This window comes from Kitasatospora sp. NPDC001119, from assembly GCF_053598475.1.
In genome coordinates this window covers 238,631-254,082 of the sequence record NZ_JBSFKI010000003.1, presented here as the reverse complement: position 1 = coordinate 254,082, position 15,452 = coordinate 238,631, and the positions used below count along the sequence as shown (strand labels likewise).

Annotated in this window: 13 protein-coding genes; 11 read left to right on the top strand and 2 right to left on the bottom strand. The window is 72.9% G+C overall.

Going from position 1 to position 15,452, the window contains the following annotated elements; genetic code table 11:
• The 4 genes from ACWDD9_RS05405 (at window position 1) to rpsD (ending at window position 3,892) form a co-directional block, all read left to right on the top strand.
• On the top strand, window positions 1-501 hold the full coding sequence (locus tag ACWDD9_RS05405; RefSeq protein WP_241852868.1) for a GNAT family N-acetyltransferase: 501 nt from the start codon (window positions 1-3) through the stop codon (window positions 499-501).
• A gap of 138 nt (window positions 502-639) precedes the next feature.
• A complete protein-coding gene (ppk2, locus tag ACWDD9_RS05400; RefSeq protein WP_049651815.1) occupies window positions 640-1,458 on the top strand; it encodes a polyphosphate kinase 2 in 819 nt (272 codons plus the stop codon).
• 55 nt (window positions 1,459-1,513) lie between these two features.
• A complete protein-coding gene (locus tag ACWDD9_RS05395) occupies window positions 1,514-2,968 on the top strand; it encodes a replication-associated recombination protein A (RefSeq protein ID WP_449810851.1) in 1,455 nt (484 codons plus the stop codon).
• A 309-nt stretch (window positions 2,969-3,277) separates the two neighbouring features.
• The gene (gene rpsD, locus ACWDD9_RS05390; RefSeq protein ID WP_030240707.1) at window positions 3,278-3,892 is read left to right on the top strand and encodes a 30S ribosomal protein S4; all 615 of its coding nucleotides are present in this window, start codon (window positions 3,278-3,280) and stop codon (window positions 3,890-3,892) included.
• Window positions 3,893-3,995: 103 nt separating this feature from the next.
• On the opposite strand, the gene ACWDD9_RS05385 is transcribed toward rpsD, so the two are convergent.
• Both ACWDD9_RS05385 and ACWDD9_RS05380 read right to left on the bottom strand, forming a co-directional pair.
• A complete protein-coding gene (locus ACWDD9_RS05385; RefSeq protein WP_049651814.1) occupies window positions 3,996-4,322 on the bottom strand; it encodes a tetratricopeptide repeat protein in 327 nt (108 codons plus the stop codon).
• A gap of 48 nt (window positions 4,323-4,370) precedes the next feature.
• Window positions 4,371-6,599: an ATP-binding protein gene (locus tag ACWDD9_RS05380; protein ID WP_449810850.1), complete on the bottom strand. Its 2,229-nt coding sequence runs from the start codon at window positions 6,597-6,599 to the stop codon at window positions 4,371-4,373.
• A gap of 220 nt (window positions 6,600-6,819) precedes the next feature.
• Here ACWDD9_RS05380 and ACWDD9_RS05375 point away from each other — a divergent pair, with 220 nt between their 5' ends.
• From ACWDD9_RS05375 to ACWDD9_RS05345, 7 genes are all read left to right on the top strand, one after another.
• Window positions 6,820-7,299 carry a DUF948 domain-containing protein gene (locus ACWDD9_RS05375; protein ID WP_387966766.1) on the top strand — a complete coding sequence of 160 codons (480 nt, stop codon included), beginning with the start codon at window positions 6,820-6,822 and terminating at the stop codon, window positions 7,297-7,299.
• Window positions 7,300-7,303: 4 nt separating this feature from the next.
• Entirely contained in the window at window positions 7,304-7,729 is a 426-nt protein-coding gene (locus ACWDD9_RS05370; RefSeq protein ID WP_053112171.1) for a DUF6167 family protein, read from the top strand.
• On the top strand, window positions 7,729-10,398 hold the full coding sequence (gene alaS, locus ACWDD9_RS05365) for an alanine--tRNA ligase (protein ID WP_449810849.1): 2,670 nt from the start codon (window positions 7,729-7,731) through the stop codon (window positions 10,396-10,398). Before ACWDD9_RS05370 ends, alaS begins: the two co-directional genes overlap by 1 nt.
• Window positions 10,398-10,877, top strand: coding sequence for a Holliday junction resolvase RuvX (gene ruvX, locus ACWDD9_RS05360; RefSeq protein WP_049653990.1), 480 nt, complete (start codon window positions 10,398-10,400; stop codon window positions 10,875-10,877). Before alaS ends, ruvX begins: the two co-directional genes overlap by 1 nt.
• A 139-nt stretch (window positions 10,878-11,016) precedes the next feature.
• Window positions 11,017-12,288 (top strand): endolytic transglycosylase MltG, encoded by a 1,272-nt coding sequence (gene mltG / locus ACWDD9_RS05355; protein ID WP_449810848.1) that lies wholly within the window; start codon window positions 11,017-11,019, stop codon window positions 12,286-12,288.
• Window positions 12,289-12,476: 188 nt separating this feature from the next.
• Window positions 12,477-14,405, top strand: coding sequence for an endolytic transglycosylase MltG (mltG, locus tag ACWDD9_RS05350; protein ID WP_449810847.1), 1,929 nt, complete (start codon window positions 12,477-12,479; stop codon window positions 14,403-14,405).
• Between the two features lie 79 nt (window positions 14,406-14,484).
• On the top strand, window positions 14,485-15,315 hold the full coding sequence (locus ACWDD9_RS05345) for a shikimate dehydrogenase (protein WP_449810846.1): 831 nt from the start codon (window positions 14,485-14,487) through the stop codon (window positions 15,313-15,315).
• The last annotated feature ends 137 nt before the right edge of the window (window positions 15,316-15,452 follow it).

Genomic DNA, 15,452 nt, shown 5'->3' with positions numbered 1-15,452 from the left:
GTGACCACAAGAATCGAATGTCCGGAGGACGCCCCGGCGACCAGACGCGTCCACATGGCCGCGTTCCCCGGCCCGGACGAGGCGGACCTGGTGGACGCGCTGCGCCGCGATCCCGCCTGGCTGCCCGGGCTGTCCGTGGTGGCGGTCGACGGGACCGGGCTGGTGATCGGCCACGCGCTGCTCACCCGGCTGCTCGTCGGCGACGGCAAGGCGCTGGCGCTCGGGCCGGTCGCGGTGGCGCCCGAGTGGCAGCGCCGGGGCGTCGGCGAGCTGGTCGTCCGGGCCGCGCTGGCGGCGGCCGAGGACGCGGGCGAGAAGCTCGTGGTCGTCCTCGGCGACCCGGAGTACTACGCGCGGTTCGGCTTCGCGCCGGCCGGGCGGCACGAGGTCACCGGCCCGTTCGAGGTGCCGGAGGCGTACTTCCAGGTGCTGCCGCTGCCGTCGTACGACGGCACCCCGCGCGGGCTCTGCCGCTACCCCGAGCCCTTCGTCGCCGTCTAGCCTCTCCCAGGCACCTCTCCCCAGGGCCGGTCCACGAGACCGGCCCCGGTCGCCACAGCCCCCCGCCGACCTGCGGAACCGGCCGTGGGCGCCTACGGTGAGTGCTGATCAGCATTCAGCCGGACGGAGGAACCGAGGGTGGCCGAGCAGCAGCGGACCGGGAAACCGGAGCGACTGGCCAGGAAGCCGTACGAGCGGGAGCTGCTGCGCCTCCAGGAGGAGCTGGTGAAGCTCCAGGAGTGGGTGCGCGTCGAGGGCGCCCGGCTGGTGGTGGTCTTCGAGGGGCGCGACGCCGCGGGCAAGGGCGGGGCGATCAAGCGGGTGACGGAGTACCTCAACCCCCGCATCGCCCGGGTCGCGGCGCTGCCCACACCGACCGAGCGGCAGAAGACCCAGTGGTACTTCCAGCGGTACGTCGAGCACCTGCCGGCCGCCGGGGAGATCGTCCTGTTCGACCGCAGCTGGTACAACCGCGCGGGCGTCGAGCGGGTGATGGGCTTCTGCACCGACGAGGAGTACTGGCAGTTCCTGCACCAGTGCCCGACCTTCGAGCGGATGCTCACCGAGTCGGGCGTCCTGCTGCGCAAGTACTGGTTCTCGGTGAGCGACACCGAGCAGCAGCGGCGCTTCCGGGACCGGCTGGAGGACCCGATGAAGCGCTGGAAGCTCTCCCCGATGGACGTCGAGTCGATCACCCGCTGGGAGGACTACTCGCGGGCCAAGGACGAGATGTTCATCCACACCGACACCCCGGACTCGCCCTGGCACGTGGTGGAGAGCGACGACAAGCGCCGGGCCCGGATCAACATGATCGCCCACCTGCTGTCCACCGTGCCGTACCACGAGATCAGGGAGCCGCGGGTGCAGCTGCCGCCCCGCCCCGCCTCGCGCGGCTACGAGCGGCCGCCGCGGGACCTCCAGAAGTACGTCCCGGACCACGCCGCCGGGCTGGAGTAGGACGGGCCCGCGCAGCTCTTGGCGGGCTGTCCGAGCCCTCGCATAGGCTTCCGGTGTGGACGAACCGGACCTCTTCACCGCCGCCGCCGAGGAACGCCAGACCAGGGAGCCCGGCCGGGCGCCCCTGGCCGTACGGATGCGTCCGCGCACCCTGGACGAGGTGGCCGGGCAGCGGCAGCTGCTGAAGCCCGGCTCGCCGCTGCGCCGCCTGGTCGGGAGCTCGCGCGGCCCGGCGGCGACCAGCTCGGTGATCCTCTGGGGCCCTCCCGGCACCGGCAAGACCACCCTGGCGCACGTGATCAGCCAGGCGGTCGAGGGCCGCTTCGTGGAGCTGTCCGCGATCACCGCCGGGGTCAAGGAGGTCCGGGCGGTGATCGACGGCGCCCGGCGGGCGGTCGGGATGTCCGGCCGGGAGACGGTGCTCTTCCTGGACGAGATCCACCGCTTCTCCAAGGCCCAGCAGGACTCGCTGCTGCCCGCCGTGGAGAACCGCTGGGTCACCCTGATCGCGGCGACGACCGAGAACCCGTACTTCTCGGTGATCTCCCCGCTGCTGTCCCGCTCGCTGCTGCTCACCCTGGAGTCGCTGACCGACGAGGACATCCGGGCGCTGCTGCGCCGCGCGGTGGCCGACGAGCGCGGGCTGGAGGGCGCGCTGGAGCTGACCGCGGAGGCCGAGGACCACCTGGTGCGCCTGGCCGGCGGGGACGCCCGGCGGGCGCTCACCACGCTGGAGGCGGCGGCCGGGGCGGCGCTGGAGAAGGGCGAGCCGAGCATCACGCTGGCCACCACCGAGACGGCGGTCAACCAGGCGGCGGTGCGCTACGACAAGGACGGCGACCAGCACTACGACGTGGCGAGCGCGCTGATCAAGTCGATCCGCGGCAGCGACGTGGACGCCACCCTGCACTACCTGGCCCGGATGATCGAGGCGGGGGAGGACCCGCGGTTCATCGCCCGCCGGCTGATGATCTCGGCCAGCGAGGACGTCGGCCTGGCCGACCCGACGGCCCTGCAGACGGCGGTGGCGGCGGCCCAGGCGGTGGCCCTGATCGGCTTCCCGGAGGCCCGGATCATCCTCTCCCAGGCGGCCATCGCGCTGGCCCTGGCGCCCAAGTCCAACGCCGCCTACCTGGCGATCGACGCGGCGCTGGCGGACGTCCGGCAGGGCCTTGCGGGCGCCGTCCCGTCCCACCTGCGGGACGCGCACTACGGCGGCGCGGGCAAGCTCGGCCACGGCAAGGGCTACCGCTACCCGCACGACCTGCCGGAGGGCATCGCCGCCCAGCAGTACGCGCCGGACGCGGTGCACGGCCGGGAGTACTACCAGCCGACCAGGCGCGGCGGCGAGGCGCGGTACGCGGAGGTCGTGGAGTGGACGCGCGGGCGGCTGCGCGGGGAGCGCAGGGTGGAGAAGAAGGCCGAGCAGAAGCCCGAGCAGAAGCCCGAGCAGAAGCCGCGGAAGGCGGCGGCGGGGGCCGGGGAGCAGCCCGGGGAAAAGGGCGAGTGATCCACCGGTATACTCGATCGGAGTGCCATGTCCCGGGACGGCGGCGGGGGAGACCCCACCGACCGGCCGCACCAGCGGGACACCGGCCGTAGGCCCCCTCGAGGGGCCCGCACCAGGAGCGTCGCGCACCGTTTCGGTGTCGCGGACGGGCCCGGATTCCGGGCCGGTCCGTGTGACCAGCACTTCCGTGCCCGGCTCCGGAGAGCGGCTGACCGCATCGCCTCGGCGATGGGTTGTCTCCGGGTCGCGAGATGCGACCTCCGTCAACACCTGGTGAAGCCGTATTCGTAAGCAAGGAAGGTTTGGTTCATGGCGAACCAGAAGCGTCCCAAGGTCAAGATCGCGCGTGCGCTCGGCGTGCCGCTGACCCCGAAGTCCGTCAAGTACTTCGAGGCCCGCCCGTACCCGCCCGGCCAGCACGGCCGTGGCCGCAAGCAGAACTCGGACTACAAGGTCCGTCTGCTCGAGAAGCAGCGTCTGCGCGCCCAGTACGACCTGAGCGAGAAGCAGATGGCGCGCGCGTTCGACCGCGCGAAGAAGGCCGAGGGCAAGACCGGTGAGGCGCTCGTCGCCGACCTGGAGACCCGTCTGGACTCCCTGGTCCTGCGTTCGGGCATCGCCCGCACCATCTACCAGGCCCGCCAGATGGTCGTCCACGGCCACATCGAGGTCAACGGCGGCAAGGTCAACAAGCCGTCGTTCCAGATGAAGCCGGGCTTCGTGGTCACCGTCCGCGAGCGCTCCAAGGAGAAGGTCCCCTTCCAGGTCGCCCGTGAGGGTGGCTACGCGGGTGAGGGCCAGACCCCGAAGTACCTCGAGGTCAACCTGAAGGCCCTGGCCTTCCGCCTGGACCGTGCGCCGCAGCGCAAGGAGGTCCCGGTGATCTGTGACGAGCAGCTGGTCGTCGAGTACTACTCGCGCTGACCCGGTTCCGCTCTTCGCGACACCACGAGCGAGCCCCCGCCGCCTTTCGAGGCGACGGGGGCTCGCCCCTTTTCCGCTGTTCCCGCTGTTCCTCCCGCTGCCGTCAGATGCTCTCGCCGGCCATCGCGGCGGCCAGCCGCAGGTGCGGGCGGGCCTCCTCGGCGCGGCCCTGGCGCTCCAGGGTGCGGCCGAGCATCAGCCGGGCGTAGTCCTCGGCCGGGTCGGCCTCCAGGATCCGCAGCAGCTCGGCCTCGGCGCGCCGCAGCTGGGCCGAGTGGAAGTAGCTGCGGGCCAGCAGCATCCGGACCGAGAGGTTGGTCGGCTCCTCGGCCAGGACGCCTTCGAGCATGCGGGCCGCGTCGGTGTACGCCTTGGAATCGAAGTAGAACTTCGCCATGCGGTACTCGTTGGCGGCGTTGTGGACGGCCATGGTGCTCCTTCCGAGCAGTTCCTTGCCTCCTCAAGCAATCGGCAAGTTTCAACTATTCCGCACCGCCGAGGGCGCCGGCGCGGGCGGCACCGCGCGGGGATCCGGCACCGGCTCCGCGCCCTCCGCCGCGCCCCTGCCGCCGAGCGCCCGGGCGACCGCCGCGTCCAGGTCCAGCAGGGTGCCGGCCTCGTAGCACTCCTCGTACTCCTGGGCGCTCAGCCCGGCCAGGGCCCGCTCCGCGCACTCCTGGTGCGGGCCGAAGAAGTTCCGCGAGCCCAGGAACGGGTTGCCGACCGCGCGCCAGATCCGGTGCGCGGCCCCCTGGAGCACCCGCGCCTCGCGCAGGTCGCCCGGCTCGCCCGGGCGGCTCGGCTCGGTCTCCAGCAGCGCCAGCAGGTCGATGCCCAGCACGATGCCGAGCAGGTCGCGGAAGAGGTGGTTCAGCCGCACGCACTCCCGGGCCAGCATCCGGGCGGGCTGGACGGCGCCGTCCAGCCAGTGCGAGTACGCCATCGCGTAGAGCACGTACCCGTAGGCCCACTGCTCGCCGTGCTCCTCGCACAGCTCGCGGGCCTGGCCGAACCAGAGCTCGCCGCTGTCCAGGTCGCCCTGGAACAGGTAGGCCAGGCCCAGCTCCAGCATGGCCATCACCACGTTGCTGTTGAGCTCGCCGATGGTCCGGTAGTGCCAGAGCGCCTCCTCGAACAGCTCGGCGGCCCGGTCGGGGTCGTCGCCGACCAGGGCGACGCAGCCCTGGCGGTGGACGGCGTGGGCCAGGGCCCGGTCGTCGCCGGTGTTCAGGGCCTGGCGGCGGCACTCCTCCAGCGCCGGGCGGGCGAAGCCGAGGTCGCCCTGGAGGGTGGCCGTGTAGCCGGTCACCCAGAGCGCCTTGGCCCGGGCCTCGGTGGGCTCGCGGTCCAGGGCGAGCGCCCGGTCCAGCCAGTGCCGGCCCTCGCCGAGGTGGCCGCAGCCGATCCAGTAGAACCAGAGGGTGCCGGCCAGCAGCAGGGCGATCTGCTCCTCGCCGGGCTCGGCGAGGCAGAACTCCAGCGCCGCGCGGAGGTTGCCGTGGGCCAGCTGGGTGCGCTCGGCGGTCTCCGCCTGCCGGGGGCCGAACCACTCGACCTCGCCCCAGGTGGCGACGCCCAGGTACCAGTCCCGGTGGCGGCGCAGCAGCCGCGGCTCCTCGCCTGCGGCCCGCAGCCACTGGCCGCCGTACTCGCGCAGGGTGTCCAGCAGCCGGAAGCGCACGCCGAAGGCGCTGTCCTCGCGCAGCACCACGGACTTGGCGACCAGCTCGTCGAGCAGGTCGAGCACCTCTTCGGCCTCGATGCCCTCGCCGGCGCAGACGTACTCGGCGGCCTCCAGGTCGAAACCGCCGGCGAAGACCGACAGGCGGGCCCAGAGTAAACGTTCCTGCACGGTGCAGAGCTCATGGCTCCAGCCGATCGTCGTGCGCAGCGCCCGGTGCCGGGGCAGAGCAGTCCGGGAGCCGCCGGTGAGCAGCCGGAAGCGGTCGTCCAGCCGGGCGGTGACCTGCTCCACCGACAGCGCGCGGAGCCGGCCGGCGGCCAGCTCCACGGCCAGCGGGATGCCGTCCAGCCGGCGGCAGAGCAGCCCGACCGCCTCCGCGTTGTCCTCCGTCACCTCGAAGGACGGCAGCACCGCCCGGGCCCGGGCGGCGAACAGCCGCACCGCGTCCGGCAGCGCGCCCGACCGCACCGGGCCGGCGGGCGCCGGGCCGACCGGCAGCGGCGCGAGGGTCAGCAGGTGCTCGCCCGAGGCCCGCAGCGCGGTGCGGCTGGTGGTCAGCAGCCGCAGCTCCGGCAGCGCCCGCAGCAGCGCGTTGGCCAGCTCGGCGCAGGCCTCCACCAGGTGCTCGCAGCCGTCCAGCACCAGCAGCAGGCGCCGGCCGTCCAGCCGGTCGGTCAGGACGTCCAGCGGCGGACGGGCGCCGCCGTCGGTGAGCCGCAGCGCCTCCAGGACGGCGTGGCCGAGCAGCAGCCGGTCCTGCACGGGGGCCACGTCCACCAGCCAGGTGCCGTCCGGGAACGCGTCGGCCGCCCGGGCCGCCGCGCGCAGGGCCAGCCGGCTCTTGCCCACGCCGCCCGGCCCGGTGACCGTCACCAGCCGGGCCGTGGCCAGCAGGCCGGCCAGCTCGGCCAGCTCGCCCCGCCGCCCGACGAAGCCGGTCAGCTCGGCCGGCAGCCGGCCGGGCTCCGGCTCGGGCGGCCCCGCCTCGGGCTCCCCGGGCTCCGCTCTCCAGTCCCCGGCCAAGGGCTGCTCCCCGTGCTCCAGGCCGGACCGTCGCGGTCCGGACGTGCGTCGGGCCGTACGGGCGACGGCCTGCCAGGCAGAACGAGGTGACCGGCCGGTAGGTTACGCGCGCCGATCGCACACCCGACCGGATCGCCGGGGAGAGAACCCGGTCCGGAAACCGGGCGTCGGCGCGATAGGGTTCCCTCTGAAGAGCTGCAAGGCGAGGGAGCGCGCAAAGGTGTCCGTGGGAGAGCTGGCCGGATTGCTCGTCGCCGTCTTCTGGGCGGTCCTGGTCACCCTGCTCGCCGTGGTGCTGGTCCGCCTCTCCCGGGTCCTCAAGGAGGCCGCCGTCCTGGTCTCCGCCGTCACCGAGCAGGCCGTCCCGCTGCTGACCGACGCGGGCGCCGCGGTGCGCAGCGCCAACGAGCAGCTGGAGCGGGTGGACGAGATCACCGCCAACGTGCAGGACGCCGCCGCCAACGCCAACGCGCTCTCCTCCACCGTGGCCGCCACCCTGGGCGGACCGCTGGTGAAGGTCGCGGCGTTCAGCTACGGCGTGCGCAAGGCCGTCGCCCGGCAGCAGGGCGGCGTGCCGCCGGCGCCCTCGCAGGCCGGCGAGCGCGAGGAGCTGGCCCGGCTGATCCGGGCCGAGGTCCGCGCCGCGACGGCACCCAGGAACGGACTGTTCTCCCGGGTCCGGCGCGCGGTGAGGGGCTGACGGCATGGTGCGACGCATCTTCTGGATGGCGGTCGGCGCCGGCGCCACCGTCTGGGCCATGAACAAGGCCAACGAGGCCGTGCACCGGCTGACCCCGGACAGCCTCTCCGGCACCGCCGCCCGCGGTGCGCTGCACCTGGGCGACCTGGCCAAGCAGTTCGCCCAGGACGTGAAGGCCGGCATGGCCGAGCGCGAGGAGCAGCTGAAGGACGACCTCGGGCTGCACGGCACCGCCGTGGTGGAGCCCCGCGGCGACCGCCGGGTCCTGCGCGGCGAGCCGCAGTACCGAGCTATCTCGGCGGCGCCCGGTAGCCCGGCCGCCGCCCTGCCTCCGTCCCGCAGCGCCCGTACCACCCCCCAGACCACTGAAGAAACGCCCCGCCGCGCCCTGCCGCCGCGGGGCGGCACCCCGAACCGGAAGGACCACTAATGGAGTCGGCTGAGATCCGCCGCCGCTGGCTGCGCTTCTTCGAGGAGCGCGGCCACACCGTCGTTCCGTCGGCGTCCCTGGTCGCCGACGACCCCACCCTGCTGCTCGTCAACGCCGGCATGGTGCCGTTCAAGCCCTACTTCCTGGGCGAGGTCAAGCCGCAGTTCTCGCGCGCCACCAGCGTCCAGAAGTGCGTGCGCACCCTGGACATCGAGGAGGTCGGGAAGACCACCCGGCACGGCTCCTTCTTCCAGATGTGCGGCAACTTCTCCTTCGGCGACTACTTCAAGGAAGGAGCCATCAAGTTCGCCTGGGAGCTGCTCACCACTCCCGTCGCGGACGGTGGCTACGGCCTGGAGAAGGAGAAGCTCTGGATCACCGTCTACAAGGCCGACGACGAGGCCGAGCAGATCTGGCGTGACGTCATCGGCGTGCCCTCGGAGCGCATCCAGCGCCTGGGCATGAAGGACAACTTCTGGTCGATGGGCGTCCCCGGCCCGTGCGGCCCGTGCTCGGAGATCAACTACGACCGCGGCCCCGCGTACGGCGAGGAGGGCGGCCCGGCCGTCAACGGCGAGCGCTACCTGGAGATCTGGAACCTGGTCTTCATGCAGTACGAGCGCGGCCACGGCGACGGCAAGGACGGTTTCGAGATCCTCGGCGACCTGCCGAGCCGGAACATCGACACCGGCCTCGGCCTGGAGCGCCTCGCCGCCATCCTGCAGGGCGTCGACAACCTCTTCGAGATCGACACCAGCCGGATGATCCTCGACCGCGCCGCCGAGCTCACCGGCCACACCTACGGCGCCGACCACAAGGCGGACGTCTCGCTGCGCGTGGTCACCGACCACATCCGCACCGCGCTGATGCTGATCGGCGACGGCGTCACCCCCGGCAACGAGGGCCGCGGCTACGTGCTGCGCCGCATCCTGCGCCGCGCCATCCGCAACATGCGCCTGCTGGGCGCCACCGGCGTGGTGGCCAAGGACCTCACCGACATCGCCATCAAGGCGATGGCCCCGCAGTACCCGGAGCTGGAGAGCGACCGCAAGCGCATCGAGACGGTCGTCGTCGGCGAGGAGGCGGCCTTCCTCCAGACCCTGAAGGCCGGTACCAACCTGCTGGACGCCGCGGTCACCGAGACCAAGCAGTCCGGCGGCGCGGTGCTCTCCGGCGACCAGGCGTTCAAGCTGCACGACACCTACGGCTTCCCGATCGACCTGACCCTGGAGATGGCCGAGGAGCAGGGCCTCCAGGTGGACGAGGCCGGCTTCCGCCGCCTGATGCAGGAGCAGCGGGACCGCGCCAAGGCCGACGCCAAGGCCAAGAAGATGGGCCACGCCGACGTCGCCGCGTACCGCGAGGTCGCCGACACGTCCGGCGCCAGCGTCTTCACCGGCTACTCGCTCACCGAGGGCGAGGCCACCGTGGTCGGCCTGCTGGTGGACGGCGTCCCGGCGCCGGCCGCCTCCGAGGGCGACGAGGTCGAGATCATCCTCGACCGCACCCCGTTCTACGCCGAGGGCGGCGGCCAGCTCGCCGACCAGGGCCGGATCCGGCTGGAGTCCGGCGCGGTGGTGGAGATCCGCGACGTGCAGCAGCCCGTCCCGGGCGTCATCGTGCACTCCGGCGGGGTGCTGTTCGGCGAGGTCGTGCTGGGCGCCTCGGCGTACGCCACGATCGACACCGAGCGCCGCCGGGCGATCGCCCGCGCCCACTCGGCCACCCACCTGACCCACCAGGCGCTGCGCGACGCGCTCGGCCCGACGGCCGCCCAGGCCGGCTCCGAGAACGCCCCCGGCCGCTTCCGCTTCGACTTCGGCTCGCCCGCCGCCGTTCCCGGCAGCGTGCTGGTCGACGTCGAGCAGAAGATCAACGACGTGCTGACCCGCGAGCTGGAGGTCACCGCCGAGGTCATGACGATGGACCAGGCCCGCAAGGCCGGCGCCATCGCGATGTTCGGCGAGAAGTACGGCGACGAGGTCCGGGTCGTCACCATCGGCGACTTCTCCAAGGAGCTGTGCGGCGGCACCCACGTCGGCAACACCGCCCAGCTGGGCCTGGTGAAGCTGCTCGGCGAGTCCTCGATCGGCTCCGGCGTGCGCCGCGTCGAGGCGCTGGTCGGCAGCGACGCCTACCGGTTCCTGGCCCGTGAGCACACCGTGGTCGCCCAGCTCACCGAGCTGGTCAAGGGCCGCCCGGAGGAGCTGCCGGAGAAGATCTCGGGCATGCTCGCCAAGCTCAAGGACGCCGAGAAGGAGATCGAGCGCTTCCGCGCCGAGAAGGTGCTGGCCGCCGCGGCGGGCCTGGCCGACTCGGCCGAGGACGTGCACGGCATCGCCGTGGTCGCCGCGCAGGTCGCCGACGGCGTGGGCGCGGACGAGCTGCGCAAGCTGGTCCTGGACGTGCGCGGCCGCCTCGGCTCGCGCCCGGCCGTGGTCGCCGCGTTCACCGTGGCGAACGACCGCCCGCTGACCGTGATCGCCACCAACGAGGACGCCCGCGGCCGCGGCATCAAGGCCGGCGAGCTGGTCCGGACCGCCGCCAAGACCCTCGGCGGCGGCGGTGGCGGCAAGGACGACGTCGCCCAGGGCGGCGGCTCCAACCCGGCCGCGGTCGGCGAGGCCATCGCCGCGGTGCTCGGCCTGGTCGCGGAGCGCGCCAGCTGATGGAGCTCGAGGAGAGGCCCTTCCGACGGGGTCGGCGGATCGCCGTCGACGTCGGGGACGCCCGGATCGGGGTCGCGTCCTGCGACCCCGACGGGGTGCTCGCCACGCCCGTGGAGACCGTCCCGGCCGGGGTGAAGTCGCAGGCCAGGATCGCCGCCATCGTCGAGGAGTACGACGCGATGGAGGTGATCGTCGGGCTGCCGCGTTCGCTCAGCGGCAAGGAGGGCCCGGCGGCGGAGAAGGTCCGGGCGTACGCGACCCGGCTGGCGAACCGGCTCTACCCGGTGCCGGTGCGGCTGGTGGACGAGCGGATGTCGACCGTCACCGCGACCCACGGGCTGCGCGCCTCGGGGGTCAAGGCGAAGAAGGGCCGCTCGGTGGTCGACCAGGCCGCCGCGGTGGTGATCCTGCAGACCGCCCTTGAGTCCGAACGGGTGAGCGGACGCCCGCCCGGTGAGAGCGTCGAGGCGGTCGGCTGACCGGTCTGATCTAACGTCCCGTTGAGGGGTCCGTGCGGACGCGTCCGCACGGACCCCTTTTTCGTTCGCTTCCTTGTCTGTTTTGGATCGATTCATGTCGATCCGGATCGATCTGGGACCGCCGAAGGGGGCGCGAGCCATGACCGACCAGGACTTCCACCCGGGTCTCACGCCCGGGCATCTGGGCGCACCGGTGCTGGAACCGGAGGGCCGTCCGCCGGGTGCGCCCCGTCCGCGCTTCGATGCGCCCGATCCGCACCGACGGCGCAACGGGCTGGCCTGCGGGCTCACCGCGCTCGCACTGATCGCGGTGTTCGGCGGGGTCGGGCTGACCGGGTACACCTGGATCCAGGCGCAGCGCAAACCCCCGGCCGCCGCCGACTTCGCCGGGCAGGGCACCGGCAGCGTGCAGGTCTCGGTGCCGGAGGGCGCCGGCCTCTCCCAGATCGCCTCCGCGCTGGTCCGCAACGGCGTGGTGGCCAGCTCGCTCGCCTTCACCCGGGCCGCTAAGGGCAGCGCGGCGGCGGCCGGGCGGATCCAGCCCGGGACGTACACGCTGAAGCAGCGGATGTCGGCCGCGGCGGCGCTGGCGGTCCTGATCGACCCGGCCAACGCCAACGGCCTGACCATCCCCGAGGGCTGGCGCGGCTACCAGATCTACGCGGCCATCGACAAGAAGCTGAACCTGCCCGCGGGCACCGCCCAGAAGACCGCCCAGGAACAGGGCGCCGAACTCGGCCTGCCGGACTTCGCCAACGGCAGCCCGGAGGGCTACCTGTTCCCGGCGACGTACAGCGTCACCGAGGGCACCACCGCCTTCGACCTGCTGAAGCAGATGGTGGACCGGGCCGGCCGGGAGTTCGGCCGGGACGACGCCACCGTGGTCGCGCAGAACCTCGGGCAGAGCGTGTACGGGCTGATCACCGTGGCCAGCATGGTCCAGGGCGAGGCCGACAACACCGAGGACATGGGCAAGGTGGCCCGGGTGATCTACAACCGGCTGGCCAAGGGCATGCCCCTGCAGCTGGACTCCACCATCAACTACGCGCTCGGCCGCTCGACCCTGAACACCTCGGTGACCGACACCAGGCTGGACTCCCCGTACAACACCTACCTGCACGCCGGACTGCCGCCGAGCCCGATCTCCAACCCCGGGCGGCAGGCGATCATGGCCGCGCTGGACCCGACGCCGGGGGACTGGCTGTACTTCGTCACCGTGAAGCCGGGGGACACCCGCTTCACCGACAGCTTCGACGTCCAGCAACGCAACGTGGCGGAGTTCAACGCCAACCGGGCGGCGGCCAAGCCGAGCGGACCGGCGTCGGGCGCGCCCTCCGACCCGGCGGCGACGGCCCCGGGGGCCTCGGGCGGGGCCGGTGCGCCTTCCGCTCCCGGTGCGGGGACGCCGTAACGGAGTTGTGTGCCGTCGGTGAGATCGCTCACTGACGGTGCGTCCGCCCGGCCGGGGGTAAGGCTGCGGTACGGTAACGTCTCCCTCCAGGCGCTGCGCTAGCACGCCGGTTCGAGAATCAGCCGGGACCGCGTCGTCCCGGACGGCCGGTTTGATCCTCCGGTCGTCACCGTCGGTTAAGGGGATCAATGACCGATCTGGGCGGGGGCTACAACCCCCAGGGCGAGCCGTGGCACCCCGGTGATCCCGGGTACGACGGCCGGCAGCCGGTCCCCGGCCAGCAGGACGGCCAGTGGCAGCAGCAGTACCCGCAGCAGGGCCAGCAGGTCCAGCAGCAGTACGGGGACGTGCAGCAGGGGTACGCGCAGCAGCAGATGGCGCCGCAGATGCAGCAGCAGATGATGGCGCAGCAGGGCTACCAGCAGCAGGCCCCCCAGCAGCAGATGCCGCAGCAGGGCTACCCGGGCGGTCAGCAGGGCTACCAGCAGCAGATGGCGCAGCAGCAGGCGCCGGTGCAGCAGCAGGGCTACCCCCAGCAGGGGTACGTGCCGCAGCAGCCGCAACCGCAGCAGCCGATGCAGCAGGGGTACGCGCAGCAGCAGCTGCCCCAGCAGCAGGCGCCGGTGCAGCAGCAGGGTTACCAGCAGCAGGTCCAGCCCCAGCAGGTCCAGGCGCAGCAGCCCCTCCAGCAGCAGCCCCCGCAGCAGCCGGCCCCCGAGCAGCAGGCTCCGCAGCGGCAGGTGCCGAGACGCCGGGCCAAGCCGCAGCCGGCCCCGGAGCCGGTGCCGGCCTCCGGCCCCGGCCCGGACGGGATCGACTGGGAGGCCGAGGCCGCCGCACTGGAGGCCGGTGCCGACCCGGTCGGCGCCGCGCGCGAGGTCGGGACGGACGAGTGGGACGGCCACGCGGACGGCGGCCGCCACGAGGAGGACGGGTACCCCGACGAGCACGCCGAGGCCGGGGAGGCCGGCTTCCTCGGCGAGCAGGACGACTCCCGCGAGGCCCAGAAGAAGCGCAAGGAGAAGGGCAAGAAGTCGGGCCGCCGCAACGGCGGCGCCTGCCTGCTGGTCGCCGCGGTGCTGCTCGGCGCCGTCGGCGGGGCCGGCTGGTGGGGCTACGGCTTCTACCAGGACCACTTCGGCCCGGCACCGGACTTCACCGGCGAGGGCACCGGCTCCGTCCAGGTCGAGGTCAAGAAGGGCGCGGTCGGCGGGCAGATCGGCCTGGCGCTGAAGAACGCCGGCGTGGTCAAGAGCGTCGACGCGTTCAACACGGCCTGCAAGGCCGAGCCCAAGTGCGGCACCATCCAGTACGGCTTCTACGAGATGAAGAAGGAGATGCCGGCCGCGGCCGCGCTCAAGGAGCTGCTCGCCCAGGCGGGCGGCGCGGCGATCGTCGTACCGGAGGGCAAGAACTCCACCGAGATCTACACCCTCATCGACACCAAGCTGAAGCTGCCGCCGGGCACCACGGCGGGCGTCGCCAAGGCGCAGGTCAACGACCTCGGCCTGCCGCCGTACGCGAACGGCAACATCGAGGGCTTCCTCTGGCCGACCCGCTACAACATCGCCGAGGGCATGAAGCCCGAGGACCTGCTCAAGCAGATGGTGAAGAACGCCACCGAGAAGTACGCCGGCCTGGACGCCCAGGCCGCTTCGGTGGGGCTGAAGACCGGCTACGAGGTGCTCATCGAGGCGAGCATCCTCCAGCGCGAGGGCAACAACCCGGAAGACTTCGCCAAGATGGCCAAGACCATCCAGAACCGGCTGGCCGCCGGCGGCGAGATCAACCACCGGCTCGGCATGGACACCACGCTCCAGTACTCGCTGGGCCGCAAGGACCTCGACAAGAAGGACATGGACGACGCGAACAACAAGTACAACACCTACGTGAACCAGGGCCTGCCGCCCGGTCCGATCTCCAACCCCGGCGACGAGGCGCTCAACGCCACGCTGCACCCGGCGGACGGAAAGTGGCTGTACTTCATCGCGATGTCCCCGACCCAGACCCGGTTCGCCGAGACGAGCAAGGAGCACTACGCCAACGTCAAGGAGTACTGCCAGTCGGCCGGGCAGGGCTTCGACGAGGCGCGCGGCCACTGCACCACCAAGAAGTAGCCGCACCACCAGGAAGTGGCCGCGGCACCAGGAAGCAGCCGCGGCCGGACGACAGTTCGCCAGTTCGCGGAGAGAAGCGTTGACCAGCAAGCACCGGGCGGCCGTTCTCGGCTCGCCGATCGCCCACTCGCTCTCGCCGGACCTGCACCGGGCCGCCTTCGCGGCGCTCGGGCTGGACGGCTGGCGCTACGACGGCTTCGAGGTCGACGAGGCCGGGCTGCCCGGGTTCGTCGCCGCGCTGGACGGGGCCGAGTGGGCCGGGCTGTCGCTCACCATGCCGCTGAAGCGGGCGGTCATCCCGCTGCTCGACGAGGTCAGCGCGACGGCCCGCTCGGTGGACGCGGTGAACACCGTGGTGTTCACCGCCGACGGCCGGCGCACCGGGGACAACACCGACGTCCCCGGGCTGGTCAACGCGCTGCGCGAGCGCGGGATCACCGAGGTGCCCGAGGCGGCCGTCCTGGGCGCCGGGGCCACCGCCTCCTCGGCACTGGCCGCGCTCGCCCAGATCTGCACCGGCGAGGTGACGGTCTACGTGCGCAGCGCCGAGCGGGCCCGGGAGATGGCCGAGCTGGGCGAACGGCTGGGCGTGGCCGTCCGCACCGCCGACTGGGAGCTCGGGGCGCAGGCGCTGGCCCGGCCGCTGACGATCTCCACCACGCCGGTCGGCGCGACCGACGTCTTCGCCGAGGCGCTGCCCGCCGAGCCGGGCGCGCTGTTCGACGTGCTGTACCACCCGTGGCCGACGGCGCTGGCCGCCGCCTGCGCCGGGCGCGGGGCGACCGTCCTGGGCGGGCTGGACCTGCTGGTGCACCAGGCGGTGCTGCAGAACGAGGCCTTCACCGGGCGGACGCCCGGGCCGCTGGCGGCGATGCGCGAGGCGGGGGAGAAGGCGCTCGCCGGGCACTGAGCCCGGCCCCGGCGGACTCGGGCGGGCCCGGCCCCACGGCCGGGTGCCCGCCCGCCCTCCGTCCGGTTTCCCGGGTGGTTCCCGGCCGGATCGTGGCCGGTTGCTGTCCGTCACGCGGACTGTGCCCCCGGGTGCCG

Coding starts and splice junctions, on each gene's coding strand:
- rpsD (WP_030240707.1), top strand. CDS start 3,278: ATGGCGAACCAGAAGCGTCCCAAGGTCAAGATCGCGCGTGCGCTCGGC.
- ACWDD9_RS05385 (WP_049651814.1), bottom strand. CDS start 4,322: ATGGCCGTCCACAACGCCGCCAACGAGTACCGCATGGCGAAGTTCTAC.
- ACWDD9_RS05370 (WP_053112171.1), top strand. CDS start 7,304: ATGGTGCGACGCATCTTCTGGATGGCGGTCGGCGCCGGCGCCACCGTC.
- alaS (WP_449810849.1), top strand. CDS start 7,729: ATGGAGTCGGCTGAGATCCGCCGCCGCTGGCTGCGCTTCTTCGAGGAG.
- ruvX (WP_049653990.1), top strand. CDS start 10,398: ATGGAGCTCGAGGAGAGGCCCTTCCGACGGGGTCGGCGGATCGCCGTC.
- mltG (WP_449810848.1), top strand. CDS start 11,017: ATGACCGACCAGGACTTCCACCCGGGTCTCACGCCCGGGCATCTGGGC.
- mltG (WP_449810847.1), top strand. CDS start 12,477: ATGACCGATCTGGGCGGGGGCTACAACCCCCAGGGCGAGCCGTGGCAC.